Origin of the sequence: Amycolatopsis sp. NPDC049159 (assembly GCF_040648295.1) — a bacterium.
Lineage (GTDB): Bacteria > Actinomycetota > Actinomycetes > Mycobacteriales > Pseudonocardiaceae > Amycolatopsis > Amycolatopsis pretoriensis_A.
Window position 1 is genome coordinate 29,966 of record NZ_JBEZDL010000030.1, and the last position, 19,693, is coordinate 49,658.

Sequence of the window (19,693 nt, forward strand, 5' to 3'; positions counted from 1 at the left end):
AACAGTGTTCCCAACACTGTTTCCCACTCACGACCCCTTCAGGAAGGGTCTTCCGGCGATGTCCCCACGACTGATCACAGTGCTGCTGGCCGGGTTGCTGGCCGTGCTCGGGCTGGCCACCCCCGCGGTGGCGGCGCCGGTCCAGACGCTGACCTGGACCGGGAACAACAGCACCACCGAATACGCGTCCGCGCCCACCGGCGCGCTGCCCGGCGAGACCACCATCGTCTTCGAGAACAGCGAAGCCACCGGCAACACGACCGGGATGTCGCACACGCTGACGTTCGACACCTCGACGCCGGGTTACAACCACGACGTCTCGCTCAACATCCTGGCCAACCCGTTCGACCCGCAGAACGGGCGGCACGAAGCGACCGTGACGCTGACGCCGGGCAAGTACCGGTACTTCTGCACGATCCCCGGCCACAGCGCGATGGTGGGGGAGTTCGTCGTCTCCGACGGCACCGGGGACACCACGCCGCCGGTGGTGACCGCCGCGGTGGCGGGGGACAAGGATCCCTCGGGGAACTACATCGAGTCGGCGACTGTGTCTTTGACCGCGACCGACGCGGGATCCGGGGTGGCCTCGGTCGAGTACCAGCTCGACGGCGGCACGTGGACCGCGTACTCGGCGCCGGTGGTGGTGTCCGCGGTGGGCATGCACATGCTGCACTACCGGGCGACCGACGTCGCCGGGAACGCGTCCGAAGAGGGCATGGCGCACTTCACGATCGTCGAGGGACAGGGCGACACCACACCGCCGACGGTGACCGCGTCCCTCTCGGGTGACCGCGATCCCGCGGGCAGCTACCTCGACGTCGCCACGGTTTCCTTGACGGCGACCGACGCGGATTCCGCGGTCGCTTCGGTGGAGTACCAGCTGGACGGCGGAGCTTGGACGCGCTACACGGCGCCGGTCGCGGTGACCGGGGCGGGCGAGCACATGGTCCACTTCCGCGCGACCGACGCCGCCGGGAACACGTCCCCGGAGGGGATGTCCCACTTCACGGTGGTCAAGCGGGACACGACCGCACCGGTGGTCTCGGCTTCGGTGTCGGGTACCCAGGACGTGGACGGCAACTACGTCGGCAAGGCGACGGTCACGGTGACGGCTTCGGACACCGGTTCCGGCGTCGGCGCGGTGGAGTACAAGGTGGACGGTGGGGCGTGGACCGCTTACAGTGCACCGGTTCCGGTGACCGCGGCAGGCGCGCACACGGTGGGCTACCGCGCCCGGGACGTCGCCGGGAACGCGTCTCCCGAGGGTTCGGTGTCTTTCGCGGTGGTCGCGGGCGGGGACACCACGGCACCTGTGGTTACGCTGCAGGTCACCGGAAAGCAGGACGGCGGCTGGAACTACGTGGGTTCGGCGACGGTCACGGTTCTTTCTTCCGACGCGGAGTCCGGTGTGGACTCTGTCGAGTACAAACTGGACAGTGGCGCGTGGACGCGGTACGCGGCCCCGGTGGTCGTGCCCGCCCTGGGCGCGCACACGGTGCGTTCCCGGGCCACGGACGTCGCGGGGAACGTCTCGGCGGAGGTGTCGGGGACGTTCACGGTGGTCGCGGCCCCGCCCCCACCGGACGCGTGCCCGAACTCGGACACCCGCGACACGGTGGTGATCGGCGGCGTCGACAGCCAGGTGGAGAACATCGACACGGGCAACGGCTGCACGATCAACGACGTCATCGACGAGAACGCGGAGTACGCGTCGCACGACCGCTTCGTGAAGCACGTGAAGGCGGTGACGCAGGAGCTGGTGGGCAACGGGGTGCTGTCGTCGGGTGACCGCAACCGGATAGTGACGGCGGCGATCGAGTCGGACATCGGCGGCGCTCCGGCGACGAGCACCGGAACTGGCACCGGTGCCGAGCCCCACGCGAAGCCGGAGGTGAAGAAGCGCCTGTAGGTGCCCTGCCGCAGCGGGTCGTGAGTGGGAAACAGGGTTAGAACACTGTTCCCACTCACGACCGCGGGCGGGTCAGGAGTAGGTCCAGTGGCCGAGCCAGGACTCACGCCACGCGACCGTCAGCTCGCTCACCCCGTCCACCCCGGACCGGTCCACCTGGGCCTTCCACGCCTCCTCGACCATCGCGCACAGCTTCGACGCCGGCAGCTCGTTCCCGCCCGACGCGAACTGGCGCAGGACCGACTTCGGGATCGCGAGCTTCGCCTTGCCGCGGATCACCGACTGCTCCGTCGCGCGGCAGATGAGGTACTCGACCGTGGCCAGGTCGCCCGCCGAGGCGACCTGGCTCAGGGCGCGGTACAGGCAGTCCAGGGGAGCGGCCAGGCCGCGGTGCTGGCGGGCGATCTCCCACGAGACCCAGACCGCCAGGCAGTCCGGCATCTGGAACGGGCGGTAGGCGAACGCCGGGCCGGCGAACGTCTGGTAGTCGGCCGTCGGGTCCGCCGTGGTCTCCGCCGGGCCGTCCGGGTCCGGGGGCAGGCCGAGGCGCTTGAACAGCTCGCGCAGCAGCTTGTGCGGGCGGGCCGGGGTCGAGGACTCGGCGAGCAGCTTGGCCAGGATGCGGTTCAGCCGGTCCGCCGCCACGCCGTGGATCGACAGCTGCAGGTGGACGAACGCCACGTCGGACAGCGTCGTGCCCGCGCAGCCGGCCACCCCCACCTGCGGGTAGCGCTGCAGGAACGAGACGATCGCGTGCGTCGAGCCGATGCGGGCCGGGCCGACGAAGGTCACCGGGAGGCACGCGCCGACGCGCTGGCGGGAGCGGAGGTCGCCCTTGTACAGCGGGGAAAACTCGCCGTCGGCGTGGTAGACCTCGAACCAGTTGCCCTGCCGGTGACCGGGCCGCGTGTCGGCGAGCCAGAAGCTGTAGCCGTGCTTCTCGCACAGCTCGCGGAACCGGTCGGCCAGCTCGAACCGCGCGGCCGCGGACACGTCCCGCAACGCGATCGCGAACCGCACCGCCAGCGACGCGCACGGCGACGCGACCTCCTTGCGCGTGCGCAGGTCGTGGTTGCGGGTCTTCACGACCAGCGGCAGCTGCGCCGGGCACTGCAGCGACAACAGCGGCGCGTCGATGAACGCGGCCGCCGCGTCGGAGATCTCCTTCACCAGGTCCCGCACGGCCAGGCCGTGCCACTCGCAGACCTCGCGCGCCGCCGGGTCGATCGCGATCAGGCCCTCGAAGGTCTGCTCGGACTCGTAGATGAACGTCGGGTTCGGCGACGTCGTCTGGTGGAAGACCCAGCCGCCGTCGTTCTGCTGCGGGGGTTCCGCCGGCCGGCGGCCGTCGACGTGCTCGACGACTTCGGTGCCGTCGAGGGGTTTGCGGGTACGGGTACCGATCACGACGCCGGCGCCGTTCGTGGCCGAGCACAGCGTCTCCAGGAACACGGCGTCGCCGGCGTCCGCGGTCACCAGCTCGCGCAGGTAGCCGTGCCGGGCCATCGCGTGGTGCACCTCGAAGTCCACTTTGGTCACCGGCTGCCGCGTGATTTCGAAGCCCGCGCGCGCCAGGTCGGCGACGTTGCGCACGGAGACCCGTTGGCCGCGCATCCTCACCATCCCCCCGAAGAGTCGAACCGGACGTCGGCTTCCAGCGGTTGACGGCGGTCCCACGCCCCGGTCCCCGCCCACCGCGGTGCGCCGATGCGCGAGAGCGGGATCGCCGATTCGCGCCAGGACGCCTGCCCGAACAGCACGAGCGCGGCGATGACCGGCAGCGCCACCGCGACGGTCAGCGCCACCTGCACGACTTCGCCCCGGCTCTGCGTCGCGACGGTCGCGGCGAACCCGGCGATGGCCGCGATGCTCAGCTGGACCAGCGCCTGCGGCAGCGTCCCGAGGTAGCCGAGCACGGTGCGGCGCGGCGGCAGCGACAGCCGGCTGTAGAGGAAACCGGGCAACAGCAGCAGCATCGTGATCACGGACTGGCCGTCGCCGATGTGCCCGAGCGCTTCGGTGGCTTCGCGGCCGTAGGGCCACGGGCTGCCGACCAGCAGCCAGCCGAGCACGAACGACACCGTCGCGACGGCGAGCGCGTAGAACGTCACGTTGAGCGGACCGGACTTCGTGGAGTCCTTGAGCACGAGCGTCGCGCGCACGCGGACGTGGTCGCCGCGCGAGTCGCGGCCGCCGGAACGACGCCAGTACGCGCGTGCCTCGTTGTCGGAGATGCCGTTGACCAGCACGAGGTCCTGCCCGAACTCGCGGTCGGTCAGCTCGCGCGCGGCCTCGCGCAGGTTCGCGGCGGTGAACTCCGGGTGCCGCCGCAGCGAGTTGTCCAGCTCGTTGGTGCCCGTCCGCACCGCTTCGCCCGTGGTGGCCGCGGCGGCGAGCCGGTGGCTGGCGGGCAGGCTGCGCGGGGAAAGCTCGACGCCGGACTGGCCGGCCTCCCACTTGCGGCGGCGCAGCAGGTCGGCGAGGCGGCGAAGCACGGTCTGCGCCTGCAGCTCCAGGATCTTGTGCCGGGCACCGTCGGCCTCCTGCAGCGGCGCGGCGTCCTGCCGTTCGGCCAGGGACCCGAGGTCCGCGGCCAGGCCTTCGACCTGGTGCTGATCGGCGTCGGTGGACAGGTACATCCGCGAGATCTCGGCTTGCGGCGCGGTCCGGGCCACCAGGTGGTAGGACTTGAGCGTCGCCGGGATCATCGTCTGGTAGCTCACGACGTAGCCGCGCCGGCTCGCCGCCAGCCGTCGCCACTGCTCTTTCGCGACGGGCTGCCGCGCGTCGACGTGCAGCGGCGTTTCGTAGCTGAGCCGGTGTTCTTCGACGGAGTCGTCGAGGGCCACCACGAGCATGTAGTCCCGGACGGCGACGTTGAGCAGGTACGCGTATTCGACCAGCAGCTCGGCACAGCCGTCGAGGATGCCGAGCGCGAGCTCCCGGCACTGCCGCCCGTAGCCGGGCACGGTGCCGCCGGTCGTGGCCAGCGCGAACTCCTCCTCGGGGTGGTTCCGCTCGGTGAGCAGCGTCAGCAGCGCCTGCTGGATGAGCCAGCGCGGTTCGTGCACCTGGAAGAGGAAGGTGTTCAGCTCGTGCTTGGCGGTCTGCGCGTTCTCGTCGCTGCCGAGGATCCCGCGCAGCAACCGGTAGAGCCCGGCGGCGACCAGCCGCGACGCCTCGTGCTGGGTGAGCCGCGGCAGTTTCTGGCCGGAGCTGTCGAAGACGTCGATGGGGGAGACGTCCCGGCGCGGCAGCCGGGCCAGCGGCACCCACAGCGACCGCTGCCGCGCCGGACGGGAGGCGGCCCGCTCGCCGTGTTCCTGGCCGATGAGGTCCTGCAGCTGCGCGGTGGCCTGGCGTTGTCCTTCGTCGAGGAGCTTGAGGCTGACGTCGACTTCGGTGCTGCGCCGCGCGGTCCCGTGCTCGACGACGGTCAGCCGTTCGGTCAGCCGCCGCACGTGGTTGAGCCGCAGCGAGGTGTCGAGGAGCGCGAGCCCGACGGCGGCCCCCTGCCGCGACAGCCGGGGCGGGGCGCCGGGGATGGGGATGGTTTCGATGGCGTGCCGGAGACTGTCGATGCCGTCCACACCACTGAGAGTATGAGGTGAGGGGTCTGGATACGAGCAGAATGAGTCATTCAGGACCTCCGACGACCTGAATGACTCATTCAAGGCGTGCGGGGTGTGCCCGGGCGGGGCGGCGGGTGGCGACTTCTGTGCGTCGCGAATGACTCATTGGCGGCGTCGGTGGTTCCCGATGGGTCCATTCGCGGCGTTCGTAGCCGGGGCAGGTGGGTGGTGCGCGGGGTTCGGTGGCGTGAGGCCGAACGGGGTTGGGTGGTGCGCGAGGAGGGGTGGCTCGAGGCCGAACGGCGGTGCTGGGTGCGGTGTGGCCGGTCGCGGTGGCGGGTGGTGGCTTTCGTGTGTCGCGAATGACTCATTGGCGGCGCTCGTGACCGGGTCAGGTGGGTGCCGGCGGGGCGGGCGCGGATGGGTTGGCCGGGTGGAGGCGGCCCGCGTCGGTCCGGCGGTGCTGGGTGCGGTGTGCTCGGTCGCGGCGGCGGGCGGCAACTTTCGTGTGCCGCGAATGACCTATTGGCGGTGTCGGTGGTTCCCCATGAGTCATTCGCGACGTTCGCCGCCGGGTCAGGTGGGTGGGCCAGGGGGAGGCGGGGCGGAAGCGCGCGCGCAACCGGAGTTCGCCGCTCGCTTCTCCACCTCGTCCGCCGCCGGGTGCAGGCCGCGGGCTCGGTACAGGTCGATCGACTGCTGCCACGCCTCACGCGCCTGGCCCGGGTGGCCGAGGGCGTGGTGCGCGTCGCCCAGCACGGCGAGCGTGCCCGCCTGGCGGTACGTGTTGTCCAGGTGGCGCCACAACGTCAGCGCCTGGTGGGACTGGCCCAGTGCCTCGCCGTACCGGCCGGTCTCCGCCGCGATCGTGGCCAGGCTGTCGAGCGCGTCGGCCTCGCCGTAGACGTCCTCGCGTTCGCGGCACAGGGCCAGGCCGGACTCCGCGTGGCCTCGGGCTTCCTCGTGCCTGCCCAGCCGGCTCAGGCACGCGCCGATCAGGCTGTACGCGCGGGCTTCCCACTTCCCGTCCTCCAGGGTGCGGTACAGCTCGAGCGCGCTCATCGCGTGGCCGAGCGCCCGCTCGTCGTCCTTCTCGTGCGTCCAGTGCAGCGCCAGGACGAAGTGGACGCCCGCCTGGCCGAGCGTGTCGCGGATCTCCTTGGCCAGCGTCAAGGACCGGTTCAGGTGGTGCAGTGCCTCGGACGCCTGCCCGAACGGCCCGTAGACGAGGCCGAGGCGGCGGTGCGCGCGCGCCTGCACCGCGAGGTCCTCCAGCCGTTCCGCCGCCGCGAGGCCCGCCAGCCATGACGTGATGTTGGCCTGAAGGTGGCCGCGGCGGTAGTGGAAGTTGTCGAGCGTCCAGGCCAGCTGCCAGACGCACGTGTCCCACCCGGCGTCCTCGGCCGCCTTCCGGGCCGCCAGCACGCATTCGTGGTTGACGTCGAACCAGGTCATCGCGGCGCCGTCGTCGGGGAGCGGGGCCGGGACGCAGCCCTCCGGTGGCTCGCCCACCTCGATCGGCGGGTGCTGCTGGTCGAGCAGGCGGCTGCCGCGGTGGCCGGTGTGCAGGTGGAAGCCGATCAACCGGCGCAACGCCGCCCGCCGCCCGGGTTCGGGCTCCTCGGTCTGCGCCGTGGTCTGCGCGTGCTGGCGGACCAGGTCGTGGAAGCGGAACCGGCCGGTCACCGGCTGCTGGAGCAAGTGGTCGTCGACGAGGCTTTCCAGCAGCCGCTCGGCTTCGAAGGGGGAGACGGCGGCGAGCGCGGCGGCGGCGGGGACGTCGATGTCCGGGCCCGGGTTCAGGCCCAGCAGCCGGAACATGCGCTGCTGCGCGGCATCGAGGTGCCCGTAGGACAAGGCGAACGCGGCGGCGACGCTGCGGTCGCCCGCGGACAGCTCGGCCAGCGCCCGGCCCGCCTGGCGCAGCCGGTCGGCCAGGTGCGCCACCGTCCACGCCGGCCGCGTGCGCAGCCGGGCCGCCGCTATGCGGATCGCCAGCGGCAGGTGCCCGCACAGCTCGACGACGTCGAGGACGGCGCCGGGTTCGGTGGCGGGCCGGTCGTCGGCGACGATGCCGGCGAACAGGTCGACCGCGGTCGTCTCCGGCAGCACGTCCAGGGAAAGGGTGTGCGCCGCCTCCAAACCGACCAGCCGCCGCCGGCTGGTGATCAGCAGCAGGGCGCGCGCGCTGCCCGGCAGCAGCGGCCGGACCTGGGCGGCGTCCGCGGCGTTGTCCAGCACCACGAGCATCGAGCGGCCGGCGAGTTCCGCCCGCCACAGCGCGGAGCGGGCGTCGGGGTCGACGGGGATCCGGTCCGCCGCCACGCCCAGCGCGCGCAGCAGCGTGTCGAGCGCCGCCGCCGGGGTGACCGGCGCCTGCCCGGACGTGTGCCCGTGCAGGTCGATGAACAGCTGCGCGTCGCGGTACTGCGCGGCGAGCCGGTGCGCCGCGTGGATGGCGAGCGTCGTCTTGCCGATGCCGGCCATCCCGTCGATCGCCTCGATCACCACGGCGGTGGGTGCGGTGTGCGCGACACCGTCCCGGGCGGACAGCAGCCGCGACAGTTCCGGTTCGCGGCCGGCGAAGTCGGCGATGTCGCCGGGCAGGTCGTTGCGGCCCGCGGCGACGGTGACCGGCCGTGCCGGTGCGGTCGCGGCGGGCAGCAGCCGGACGTCGTTGTCGAGGATCCGGCGGTGAATTTCGGCCAGCCGGGGCGAAGGGTCCAAGCCGAACTGGTCGACGAGCACCGCCCGGGCGCGCGAGAACGCGTCCAGCGCGTCGGCCTGGCGGCCCGCCCGGTACAGCGCCGTCATCAGCTGGCCCCACAACCGTTCGTGGCCGGGGTGCCGCTCGCTCAACGTCGTCAGCTCGCCGATCAGCGCCTCGCCCGCGCCGGTCGCGAGGTCGGCGTCGACGCGGTCTTCGACGGCGCCGAGCCGCAACGCGTGCAGCCGCCGCGTTTCGCCCAGCAACGCCACGGAGCCGCCGAAGTCCTCGTAGGCGTCACCGCGCCACAGCGCCAACGCGCGTGACAACCGGTCCGCCGCTGTCACGGGATCGCTTGCGGCCAAGGCGGTCCGCCCGGCCGTGACCAGCTGTTCGAACTCGCGGGCGTCGACGAGCACCGGGTCGAGGCGCAGGGCGTAACCGGCCGCGCGGGTCTCGATCAGGTCGGCCGCGCCGAGGGCTTCGGCGACCGGGGCGAGCGAGCGGCGTACGCGGGACATGTACGTCCGCACCGTGCGCGGGGTGCCGGGAGTGGCGTCCACGTCCCACAACGCGTCCGCCATGGTGTCCACTCCGGTCACCCGCCCGGCGTTCGCGATCAGCAGCGCGAGCAGCGTGCGGATGCGGGGACCGCCCAGGTCGAGCGGCCTGCCGTGCAGCCGGACCTCGAACGCGCCGAGCACGCGGAACTCCGCTCGTGCCTGTCCCTGAGCCGCGCCGGTACCGCTCGGGCTGTCCGTCCCCATCTCTTACAGGAGTACCGGGCGCCGGTGTGGATACAGGTCCGTTCGGCCCAACTCCCGTGCTGTCGACCGGTTGTCGACGGGTTGTCGACCGGCCTTGCCACGGTGGTCCCATGGACGTCGCCAGCGAGATCGTGCTGCGGCTCGCCGATCCGGCGGCCCGCGCTTCCGTGCTGACCGCCGATGCGCTGCTCGCGATCGGCACCGTGGCCTACGAACTGGACCCGGCGCTCGTAGCCGAACCGGTGACGGGCGTCTTCGGCCGGTTCGACCTCGCGGTGCCGCTCGACGCCCGGGTGTCGGCGCTGGCCCAGTTCCGCAAGACCGGGGAACCGGTGCCGTGGGAGGTCGCCGCGTCCTGGGACACCGGGCAGGTCCCGCCGGTCGCCGCCGACGCGGTGTGGTCCGGAGCCGTCGTGGTCCGCACGGCGGTCCTGGACGGCACCATTGTGGACGTCACCGCGAAGCAGTCCGGTGTGGACGATCCGGTCGCACTCGACGCCACCGTCCGGATGGGAACGCCGGGGGCCGATCCGCCGGTGGCGCCGGTCCCGCTGCCCGTGCTCGTGGCGTTCCTCGCCGCGGGCGCGGACACCAGCCCGCGGGATCTGCTGCGGGCGACGCCGGCCGCCCGGCTCGGCGCCGCCCGCTACCCCGTCGCCGACGCACCGCCCGGGGCACCGGAGCGCCGGTTCGACCGGCTCGTCTGCTGGGTCGTGCCCGGCACCACGTTCGACGACCCCGGCTGGCCCGGGGCGCGGACCGGCGCGACACCGGACCAGCGGCGGGCGGACCGGCTGGGCGCCGCGCGGAGCTGGCTCGCCGGCCAGGGCGTCGCCGTCATCACCACCACGGAGCCCGCATGACCACCAAGTCCCGCGCGAAACGCGCATCGACCACGCCCGAACCACGTACGGAGATCGGTATGGCCACCCTCGTGCAACCGGCTTTCCCCTTTGTCGACGTCGTCATCGACACCAGCGCGCTGGTTCCGGCCGCGCAACGCTCGCCCGGCGTCGTCGCCGTCGTCGGCAACGCCGACGGTGCCACCGCGCCCGCGTCGACGCCGCTGGTCGTCACCGCCCACGCCGAGGCACTCGCGCTGTTCGGCAAGGCCGGCGCGGCGACCGCGCTGAGCAAGAGCCTCGACCTGGTGCTCGCCCAGGACCCGCGGCCCACCAAGATCTACGGCGTCCGCACGCCGGCGGCGGGCAACTACGCCGCCGCGCTCGCCGGGCTCGAGGCCGCGGACGACGTCACGTTCGTCTGCCTGGCCGGGGAGACCAACGTCGGCGCGGCCACCAACGGCGGGACCCCCGCGACCGGGCTGCGCGCGCTCGCCGAGCACGTCGAGAACACGTCGGCGGCGGGCAACCGGCGGCTGGCGGTCGCGATGATCGACCCGGCCACCGCGCGGTCCGCGACCTACGTGGACACCGTGCTGGCGGCCAACTCCTACGGTGCGCTCAAGAGCGCGACCGGCCGGATGATCCTCGTCGCCGCGCGCGGCGCGACCACCGACGAGACGGTGAGCCCGAACCCGGTCGCCGACGCGGCCGCGGCCGTGATGGGCGCGATCGCCGGCCAGGCCCCGGCCACCAGCGTCGTGCTCAAGCAGGTGCGCGGCTTCACCATCCCGGTCACCCAGCAGTACGTGCCCGCCGAGGTCACCGGGCTGGCCGGCCAGGGCGCCATCCCGCTGATCGACCCGGCGCTGGTGCCCGGCACCGGATTGTTCCTCGGCGACGGCGGCACGTTCTCGTCGGACCCGGCACGCAACTACGTCGACATCTGCCGGGTGCTCGACGACATCGAGTTCCGGCTGCGGGCCGGGCTGATCGGCACGATCGGGGACGCGCGCGTCACCAAGGCCGGCCTGACCGCGGTGCGCGTGCGGGTGGAGGGCATCCTCGGCCCGCTGCGGCTGGGCGCGGTGATCGACGACTTCGCCGTCAGCATCCCGCTGCTGGCGATCCTCGCGCTGCCGGAAAGCGCCCGCAGCACCGCCGAGCAGGCCCAGGTGGTCACCGCCCGCCAGACCCGGCAGGTGTCCGTCCTCATCAGCATCACGTACGGGCCCGCGGTGCACCGGCTCAACGTGACCCTCGCCCCGCAATTCTGACCCAGGAGCCACCATGTCGAGTCCCGAAACCAGCTGGAACACCCGCCTCGCCGTGCGATACACCGACGACAAGGGCGTGGACCACGAGATCTCGCCGATCCAGTCGTTCACGCCGACGTTCGCCACCACGGCCGAGCCGCTGCACAGCATCGAGCGCACGCACGTCGGCGTGGTCGTCCAGCCGTATTCGCTGACCTTTTCGCTGACGGTCAACGCGATCGGCCCGGCCACCGCGCAGCTGACCGCGCTCGCGCTGAACGCGAGCGAGTTCAGCATCTCGATGCAGGAGCGCAGCGGCGACGACTGGTCGTTCTCCACGATCGTGCTCAGCCGGTGCGTCATCACGAGCGCGGCGCCCACGGCGGCGACGGTGGCCGGCGCCCCGCAGGCGACGTTCTCCGGCTTCTCGATGCAGGTGGACGCCACCGACGCCGGCGGCGCGAAGACGTCCGGTCCGCTGCAGTCGGCGCTGTAAGAGGAGGAAACCGTGCTCGACGACCTGGTTCCCGGTGAGGGCAGCGGTGTCATCCTGCCGTCCGAGGGTGACGAGTCCGGGCCGGCCGAGCTCGTGTTCCAGTTCCCGGTGGAGATCGAGGTGCGCGTGGTCGCGCCGTACGACCCGGACCAGCTGGTGACCACGGCTCTGGACCGGCTGACCGCGGCGTTGCAGGGGCTGACGTGACGACCGTGCGCATGCCGGTGCGGATCCGGCTGGACCTGACCGGCGATCCGCTGGACACCCACGTGCTGGACCTGGTGCGGGAAGCGGCCGTCGAGGCCGCGGCCCGGACCGCCGACCGGGCGTCCCGGGCCGGGCTCCCGGCCGGCACCGGCCCGGCACCCGACGTGAGCGTGCGGTTCCTCGGCGCGCCCGTGCCGGCGTGGGCGGCCGCGCACCTGGAAGCCAGCGCGCACGCCGCGGTCCGGACCGCCGTCGCGAAGCTGCGATCGGTGGCCGCGCCGGCGCCGCCGGGCCGCACGACCACCCGGCTGCGGCGGTTCGCCACCGGCGACGAGGTGCTCGACGCGCTCGCCGTCTCCTACGGCGGGGAACCGCGCCCGCCCCGCGTGCTCGTGATCGCGGCGGATTCCGCCGGTGCCGCGGTGATGCTGTTCGTCGACGCCGGCGGCGACGGGTCGTTCGGCGTGGCCTGGAGCACCCAGCTGAACCGGTTCGTGCTGCCGCCGGACGGGCGGGACGCGGAGGCGGTGCCCGGCTACGCGGCCGGGCACCCCGACTCGTTCCACCTCGTGGCCGAAGCCGCCGACGAAGCCGCCTTCCGCAAGGAGCTGAGCGCGGCACTGGTGCGGATCTGGCGCGCGGCCACCCCGGAGGTTCCCGAGCCCCGGCTCGCGGCGCGGGCGGCGGCCCGTGCCCAGCGGTACCGGCTGAAGGGAGCGCTGTACGAATACCGGTTCGGTGGCACCCCGGTGGCGTGGTTCGCCGGTCGCGCGGGCCTGACCGACCGGGCCGGGCTGCCGGTGCTCGTGCTCACCGAGGAGGTGCCGCAGACCCCCGGCAAGCCGTACGGCAGCGACTGCGAGCCCCTGCGCTACGACCCGGACGCGGCCGAAAACGCCGACCCGGACCGGCCCTACCTGCACGAGCTGGAGGTGTCCGACTGGGACGACGGTTCGTTCGGCGACCTGATCGACACGATCACCGCCGAGCTCACCCTGCCCGCGCCGCGGTTCATCGGGTCGTTCCTCTTCGCCGCGCTCGCCGTCATCACGCGGCGCAGCGAAGGGCTGGGGTGGCTCGTGGGCACACAGGCTCGCCAGGACGTGCTCCGCCACCTCGTCACGGCCCTGGAAGCGGTGAACGTCCTGTTCTTCGCCTACACCAGGGCGGTACTGGCCCGCGACAAGGCGCGGAAGCTGCCCTGCCCGCTGGCCGGGCACGCCGCGGAGTGGGCGGGTTACCTGCACCGCGACTACTTCCCGCTGCGCCGCAAGGTGGTCGCGTCGCTGTTCATCGCCGCCTGCCAGGACGCGCTGCTGGAACGCCTGGAGCAGAGCGCGACCGACATCGCCGGCCGGCTGGCGAGCACGGACTGGCTGCCCGCCACCCGCGCCGTCCTGTCGGTTCTGCTCGCCGAGCTCCCCGAACTGTCCGAGCTGCTCGCGAAGCTGCGCCGGGCCAAGGCGATCAACGACGTCACCGCCCGGATCGGCCCCGAGCCGGGCCACGGCCACAAGTCGGTGGACGGGGTCGAGGTCGTGCGGACCCCGGTCTTCCCCGGCCGGACCGACCCCGCTCGCGACCCGTTCCGCACCGGGTACCGGATCCAGGACGCCCAAGGCGGCTGGCACACGCTCGAAGAGGTGGAGGCCGAGGTGAAGAACCTGCGGTCGACCGCCCAGCTGACGGATCCGTTCCTGGAAAAGCTCGCCGACCTCGCCGGTGTGGTGCGCCGGCTGCGCACCGCACGGCAGCTGGACAGCGTGGGCGCGCGGACCGCCGGGCAGGTGGTGACCGACGCCGTCGACCGCGAGTTCTTCGCGGTGCTGGCAGAGATCCAGCAGACCAACCGCGAGAAGACGCAGGAAGCGCGCGAAGACCGGATGGTCGCGTACGGGCTGGCGAGCTTCGAGCCGGACGAGAGCACCGAGCTGCACGCCCGGCTGACCGGGGTGCACAACCTGGCCGACGAGCGGCTGCGGGGCATGTTCACCCAGGGCAAGAGCGGCGCGTCGATCTTCGGCGACGAGCACATCTACGTCGAAGGACTGGCGGCGCTGGCCGGGCACGAGATCGCGAAGGCCCGGTTCCGCGAGTTCTTCGAGCTGGCCGGCTTCACGCTGCTGGCCGTGTTCTTCCCCGAAGCGGCGTTCGTCCTCGGGCTGTTCCAGGCCGCGGAGGGCATCCACACCGCGCACGAGCACGTCGACCTGCAGCGGTCGCTGCTCGGCGGGGACGACATCCTCTCCCGCGCGCAGGTCGAGGCGGAGCTGGCCGGCGCGTGGCTGCAGGGCTTCCTCGCCATCGCGCCGGAGCTGCCCACCCTGGTGCGCAACGCGCTCACCGACGTGCGGGCGCTGGCCAAGGGCGAGCTGAACGCGGTCACGTCGGCGGCGTTGCGGCGGAGCCTGGAGGAGGTGGCGGGGCACCTGGCCGCGATCACCGCGGAGCACTTCGTCAAGAGCTTCCTCACCCAGCTCACCGCCGGCTACGTGCTGAACCTGGCGCTGTCGGCGGTGGCCGGCGAATTCGCCGAGTCCGTGGCGGCCGAGTACCGGCTGGGCGGCACGGTCCCGAAGGCCGAGATCGCCGGGCACGCCAAGCGGACGATGGCCGCCGCGGTGGCCGCGAACCCGGGGGAGGGGTCGTGACGGGCCGCGCCCGGGTCGTCGTCGACCCCGCGGCCGCGGCGCGGGTGAGCGCGCGCGTGCGGGAGTTCCCGCGGCTGCGCGAAGCGGTCGAGAACATCTCCAAGGCCGCCGGCATCCCCGAAAAGCTGGTCGGCGAACACCTCGACCGGTCGGTGCTGCGGGCCCTCGAAAACCTCGGCGAGCGCTACGTGACCGAGATGGGCGCGGCGGTCGAGCGGGTCGGCCGGCTGCGCCAGGAGGTGGACGGCTACTACCGGAAGGCGTTCCGCGCGAAGCTGCGGACCGAGGAGCTGGCGGGGCTGCGCGCGGCGCTGGAACGACTGCGCAAGGCGAGCAAGGAGCTGGTCCCGCCGGACGTCTGGGCCCAGCAGCAGCTGCGCACCGCGCCGGAAGCGCCCGCCGCCGCGCCGGAAGCGGTGCCGCAGGCGCCGCCGGAGCCGGTGGCGGACCCGTTCGCGGACCTCGACGCCCAGGCGCCCGCCCGGGCCCCGGCACCGCGGCCGGCGGACGGGCCGCGGTGGGCGTCCCGGCGCGTGAACCAGCGCATCGACGCGCTGCCCGAGCCGTTGCGCCTGCCGTTGCGCCGCGCCCGGCACCTGCGGCGGTCCACAGTGGACGCGGCGCTGGAAGGCAGGCCCGGGGCGGCGATCCGGGTGCTGGAGGAACTGAACGGCGTGCTGGGGCACCAGGAACTGGCCCAGGTGACGGAGGCGATCGGCATGACACGCACGCCCGACACGGCGTACGCGCTCGGCGGCGGCCTGCGCGGCAGCCGCCCGCCGGACGCGCGGGTGCAGGCCACCTACCACGTGCTGCCCACGGGGGAGCGGGCGGTGCTCGACCGCGTCGCGGCCGTCGACCCCGAATTCGTGCGGGCCATGGCCCTCGGCGAGGAACGGCCCGGTCAGGCGCAGGGCGTTCCCGTGCCGTGGCGCACGGCGGAAATGGACCGGTTCGCCGCGGAAAACGGGCTCGGCGCGGACGAACGGGCCGGCCTCGAACGCGCGCTGATCGCGCTGAACCGGGCCCGGGAGGCGGAACGGCGTGCGGTGGAAGCCGGCGTCGGCGGTTCGCCCGACGCCCGCTCCCGGGCCGCTCAGCTGGACCGCCAGGTGACCGCGCTCGGACTGCCGCCGGCCGGGCAGGTCGCCGAGGCCCTGCGGAGTTCCGCGCTGCTGCGGGACCTCGGCACCCGCAACCCCGATCACCTGCAGGAGCTTTCCGGCGCCTGGCTGGAAAAGGCGGTGCGGGACGCGGCCGAAGGCAAACCCCTGGTCTCGCTGGAGGTCTACGTCCGCGACGTGATCATGAGCAAGCACGTCCGCGGCATGGTCGGCGAGTTCGCCGCGGTGTTCCAGCTGGGCAAGGACGTGCTCGTGCTGAAGGCGCCGGACATCGGCGTCACCGTGGGCGGCACCGACTTCATCGTGCTCGTCAAGGGCAGCCGGGAAATCTGGCTCTGCGACAACAAGACGCTCTCGCAGGCCGGCCTCGGCGAGGTGAGCAGCCTGGTCGAGAACATCGGGAAGAACGTCCAGAAGGACGTCGTCGAGCTGACCAAGCGCGTGCAGGACCTCCCGGACCCGCTCACCGGGGAAGCGTCGGGGGTGGCGGACGCCGCCGGCCGCCTCGCGAAGGCGCGGGACCGGCTGAAGGGCCTGTCCGCCGCGGAACTCGCCACGCCCGAGGGACAGGCCAAGGCGGCCGCGATCCTCGACGACCCGGACATCCGGGTCCGGCGCGTGATCACGAACGCCGGCGGCGAGCTGAGCTACCTGCAGCAGCGCCTGCAGGACCTGAAGATCGACTTCGCCGACCTGCGCACGCGGTTCACCGAGATCCAGCAACGGCTGCGCAAGCCGGGCACCGAGCCCCGCGGAGGGGAAACACGATGAGCTTCTTCGAACCGTACCTGCACACCCCGAGCGCCGTGCTCTCCGACGGCATCGTGCCGGTGCCGCTGTGGGCGGTGACCCAGCTGTCGATCGACTCGGCGTACTTCGTGCCGCAGGTCGGCGGGACCCGGCGGCGGGTCGCGGTGGTCAGTCACGACGACTCGCTGTCGTTGAGCGCCGTGCTGCTCGGCCCGTTGCGCTTCACCTGGAAGGTCGCGCTGGAGAACCTCGCCGAGTCCAGCAGGCAGGGCACCGCGTTGTCCCGGGTCACCGGCGGCACGCAGAGCGGCCTGGTGCTGATCACGACCGCGACCATCCGGACCGACCTCGCGGTGCAGTCGCTGACGTTTTCGCAGAGCGCGCAGCGGCGGGACACCCTCGACGTGGCGCTGCGGCTGGTGCACCTGCCGCGCCCGGGCAGCCTCGCGAAGCTGCTCGACGTCTCGTCGATCGGTGTCGGCGCCCTGACCGACGCACTGCCGGTCTGAGGGGGCGACGATGTCCAGGACCCTGCCCGCACTGATCTCCCGCCCGTTGCTCGCGGTCACCGCGCCCCCGCCGGACCCGGCCGTCCAGGTCGTCCGGCAGGAGCTGACCGCCGGGCTGCCCGTCCGGATCGACCTCGACGCGGCTCGCGCGCTCGTGCTCGCGGTACCGCTCGGGGTGGCCCGTGCGGTGCTCGCCGCCGACCCGTCCGCCGTCGTGTTCACCACGGCGGACCCCGGTGACGGCACGGCTTTCCGCGAGTACGCCGCCGCGTGGCCGCGGCTGACCCTGCTCGTCACCGGGGCGATCGGGGCGACGGTCCCGGTCGTGGCCGGTGTCGGAGTCCGCCTGACCGGCGCGCCGGGAACGGCCGCTGTCGAGGTGACCGTCGACGAACTCGTGCTCACCGCGGGTTCCCTGCGCAGCCCCGGCCGGTTCGGCAGCCGGCTTTCCTTGCGCTGGCGCGATCTCGCGCCGGCGCCGGACGACGGCCCGCCGCACCCGGTGGGCGACCCCGGTGTCCCGGTGCTGCTGTCCCAGCTGGGAAAGGAGAGGTGATGGCCTTCAAGGGCTTCACGTTCGAGCGCGGCCAGGAGGTCGTGCCCGGCACGGTGCCCGCGTGGGCGCTGGTGTTCCGCCACGGCGTCCGCGGCACCGAGCTGTGCACCGTCGGCAGCGACACCTATTCCGGCACGGTGAGCGCGTCGTTGCCGGCCGGCCTGACCGGAGGCAGCTACGAGTTCGTCGTCGAGGGCATGACGGCCGAGGACTACCGGAAGATCAGCCTCGCGCCCGGCACGCCGCTGGACGCGTCGCTGCACCTGTGGTGGAAGGACGCGCCGACCGGAGTGCTCGGCGGGCTGGCGAGGTTCACCGGGCTGGACAACCCGCTGTCGGCGACCACCCCGGTCCCGCCGGACGGCAGCCTGGTCGCCGAGCTCCGGGTGGACCGGTTGTGGCGGCGGCCCGGCCCGCGGCGGATGGACGTCGTGGCGAAGGCGCGCGAACGGGTGGTGGCCCGGCTGGCCGAGCGCCGCGTCGAGGGCCGCTGCTTCGCCGGCCGGGCGAACGCGAACGGCCTCGAGGTGGCGATCGGGAACGTCGCGGGTGCCGACGTGCCCGTGGTCGGCCACGGGCTGGCGAAGGCACAGCCCACGCCGGGGGTGCAGGACTACGCCGCCGTTCCGCCCGGGACCGCGCTGGCCGCCATGGCCGAGCTGAGCGCGCAGGTGCAGGGCACGCTCGGGCTCTACAGCCAGGAAACGGCCGTGATCCGCGACGGGACCCTGCACGTGGGCAAGTGGACCGAGGACGGGGCGGACGCTCCGCGGCTGGACGGCGAGCGGCCGATGGACGACGAGAGCGGCCTGCTCGCCGTCGAGCGCGGCGCGGACCTGCCCCGGGACTCCCGGCTCCCGCCGGGGTTGTTCGGCCCGCGGGCGCCGCGGAGCACGTTCTCCGTGACGGCGCTGGGACGACCGGACCTGAAACCGGGCGACCGGGTCTCCCCGGTGCTGCCACCGGAGGACTTCGCCGTCACCGAACCGCCGAGCCTCGGCGCGACCCTGCTCACGTCGGTGCCGAACCTGCCGGCCGGGGTCGCCGACCCGGACGCCGACGCGTCGGTGTGCCGGATCATCGAGGTGCGCCACGAGATTTCGCGCGAACGCGGGTTCCTCACGACGATCCGCGCGGTCGTGCTGGCCGGCGCGGACGACGGGTGGGACGAGATCACGCCCGGGACGGCGAAGGAGGCCCAGCGGGCCCGGCGGTCCGGCGTCCCGTTCGCCGACAGCGCCCAGGGCGCGGCGAGCACCATCGGCGACGTCATCGGGGACCTGACCGGCCGGGCGTTCGGTGTGACGCGCGCGCGGCCCGCGGTGATCCACGACCACGCCGTGTCGCCGGACACGCCCAAGCACACCAGCGAGGTCTGGCACTCCGACACCGCGCCGGACGGGCGGCCGCAGGCGGCGCAGCGCACCGAGATCACCGCCGACGCGCACGCGGAGCTGACGCAGGTGCCGTACGTGACGCCGTTCGCGTGGGGCAGCTACGGCCTCGTGCTGCCGCGCTACCCCGGCACCCGGGTGGTGCTGGCCAACGTCGGCGGCAGCTCGGCGGACTTCGTCGACGTCGGGGCGCTCTGGCGGCAGGGCGGGGGGCCGAACGGCCGGCCGGGGGACTACTGGCTGGCGTTGCCCGTGGGGATCGACGAGCGGGAGCACCTGCAGGACCCGGACCGGCAGGTGCCGCCGGACGGCCTCGCGAGCCACGACCTCGTCGACGGGGACGGCACCCGCGTGATCGAGACCGCGCGGTTCGTGCTGCGGGTGACCGACCAGCTCACCAGGGTCCCGGACCGGCCGGCGCCCGACGACGGGCTCGACGACGGCAGCGTGCTCATCGAAAGCCGCTCCGGTGCCGGGGCCGCGCGGATCGTGCTGAAGGGCGACGGCAGCGTCACGATCAGCGCCAAGTCGATCACGTTCGACGCCGAGGACCGGATCGAGCTGAACACCAAGGACGTCCGGGTGCAGCTCGACGGCGGCACGATGGACGTGAGCTGATGGCCTTCCCCGTCACCGAAAACGGCTCTGTCGGGTGCGACCACCAGGGTGCCGTGTCCCTGCCCGCGGTCAGCGACGGGCGGCTCACCGTCGGCGGCGGGAAAGCCGTGCTCTTCGCCGGGCTTCTCCAGCAGCCGTACGTGAACTGCGTCGCGCCCAGTCCGCCCGGCGTCTGCGTCAGCACCCTGCCGGCTCCGCCCGATGCCGGCCGGTCCGCCCGGCTGACCGTGGGCGGCGCCCCGGTCCTGCTCGACTCGCTGACCGCCGACTCCCTGCCCTCGGCCACCCCCGTGACGGTCGCCGCCGGGCAATCCGTTCTCACCGCCTCGTGAAGG

14 protein-coding genes are annotated in these 19,693 nt (G+C 73.2%); 11 read left to right on the forward strand and 3 right to left on the reverse strand.

Features of this window, described 5'->3' with window-relative positions; all coding sequences use genetic code 11:
• Positions 1–58 precede the first annotated feature (58 nt).
• Positions 59–1,909, forward strand: a complete 1,851-nt coding sequence (locus AB0B33_RS40780; RefSeq protein WP_360782068.1) for a copper-binding protein — start codon at positions 59–61, stop codon at positions 1,907–1,909.
• Positions 1,910–1,981: 72 nt separating this feature from the next.
• Here AB0B33_RS40780 and AB0B33_RS40785 read toward each other — a convergent pair whose 3' ends face one another.
• The 3 genes from AB0B33_RS40785 to AB0B33_RS40795 all read right to left on the reverse strand — a co-directional run bounded on the left by AB0B33_RS40785 (position 1,982) and on the right by AB0B33_RS40795 (position 8,955).
• Positions 1,982–3,523 (reverse strand): hypothetical protein, encoded by a 1,542-nt coding sequence (locus AB0B33_RS40785; RefSeq protein WP_360782069.1) that lies wholly within the window; start codon positions 3,521–3,523, stop codon positions 1,982–1,984.
• Between the two features lie 2 nt (positions 3,524–3,525).
• Complete coding sequence (locus AB0B33_RS40790; protein ID WP_360782070.1) at positions 3,526–5,499, reverse strand: hypothetical protein; 1,974 nt, start codon at positions 5,497–5,499, stop codon at positions 3,526–3,528.
• A 558-nt stretch (positions 5,500–6,057) separates the two neighbouring features.
• The gene (locus tag AB0B33_RS40795; RefSeq protein WP_360782072.1) at positions 6,058–8,955 is read right to left on the reverse strand and encodes a BTAD domain-containing putative transcriptional regulator; all 2,898 of its coding nucleotides are present in this window, start codon (positions 8,953–8,955) and stop codon (positions 6,058–6,060) included.
• A 110-nt stretch (positions 8,956–9,065) separates the two neighbouring features.
• On the opposite strand from AB0B33_RS40795, the gene AB0B33_RS40800 reads away from it, so the two are divergent.
• From AB0B33_RS40800 to AB0B33_RS40845, 10 genes are read left to right on the forward strand one after another with little or no spacing between them, the layout of a single operon-like run.
• Positions 9,066–9,818: a hypothetical protein gene (locus tag AB0B33_RS40800; RefSeq protein WP_360782074.1), complete on the forward strand. Its 753-nt coding sequence runs from the start codon at positions 9,066–9,068 to the stop codon at positions 9,816–9,818.
• Between the two features lie 59 nt (positions 9,819–9,877).
• The gene (locus AB0B33_RS40805; RefSeq protein WP_360782076.1) at positions 9,878–11,074 is read left to right on the forward strand and encodes a hypothetical protein; all 1,197 of its coding nucleotides are present in this window, start codon (positions 9,878–9,880) and stop codon (positions 11,072–11,074) included.
• Between the two features lie 13 nt (positions 11,075–11,087).
• On the forward strand, positions 11,088–11,549 hold the full coding sequence (locus tag AB0B33_RS40810) for a hypothetical protein (protein WP_247022843.1): 462 nt from the start codon (positions 11,088–11,090) through the stop codon (positions 11,547–11,549).
• 12 nt (positions 11,550–11,561) lie between these two features.
• Positions 11,562–11,756, forward strand: coding sequence for a hypothetical protein (locus AB0B33_RS40815; RefSeq protein ID WP_247022844.1), 195 nt, complete (start codon positions 11,562–11,564; stop codon positions 11,754–11,756).
• On the forward strand, positions 11,753–14,407 hold the full coding sequence (locus AB0B33_RS40820) for a hypothetical protein (protein WP_360782078.1): 2,655 nt from the start codon (positions 11,753–11,755) through the stop codon (positions 14,405–14,407). Before AB0B33_RS40815 ends, AB0B33_RS40820 begins: the two co-directional genes overlap by 4 nt.
• Positions 14,404–16,302: a hypothetical protein gene (locus AB0B33_RS40825; protein WP_360782080.1), complete on the forward strand. Its 1,899-nt coding sequence runs from the start codon at positions 14,404–14,406 to the stop codon at positions 16,300–16,302. The genes AB0B33_RS40820 and AB0B33_RS40825 overlap by 4 nt, the downstream gene beginning before the upstream one ends.
• Positions 16,299–16,790 carry a hypothetical protein gene (locus AB0B33_RS40830; protein WP_247022847.1) on the forward strand — a complete coding sequence of 164 codons (492 nt, stop codon included), beginning with the start codon at positions 16,299–16,301 and terminating at the stop codon, positions 16,788–16,790. The genes AB0B33_RS40825 and AB0B33_RS40830 overlap by 4 nt, the downstream gene beginning before the upstream one ends.
• 10 nt (positions 16,791–16,800) lie before the next feature.
• Positions 16,801–17,346 (forward strand): hypothetical protein, encoded by a 546-nt coding sequence (locus AB0B33_RS40835; protein WP_247022848.1) that lies wholly within the window; start codon positions 16,801–16,803, stop codon positions 17,344–17,346.
• Positions 17,346–19,358 (forward strand): hypothetical protein, encoded by a 2,013-nt coding sequence (locus tag AB0B33_RS40840; protein WP_360782083.1) that lies wholly within the window; start codon positions 17,346–17,348, stop codon positions 19,356–19,358. The genes AB0B33_RS40835 and AB0B33_RS40840 overlap by 1 nt, the downstream gene beginning before the upstream one ends.
• Complete coding sequence (locus AB0B33_RS40845; RefSeq protein WP_247022850.1) at positions 19,358–19,690, forward strand: hypothetical protein; 333 nt, start codon at positions 19,358–19,360, stop codon at positions 19,688–19,690. The genes AB0B33_RS40840 and AB0B33_RS40845 overlap by 1 nt, the downstream gene beginning before the upstream one ends.
• Positions 19,691–19,693: the final 3 nt, after the last annotated feature.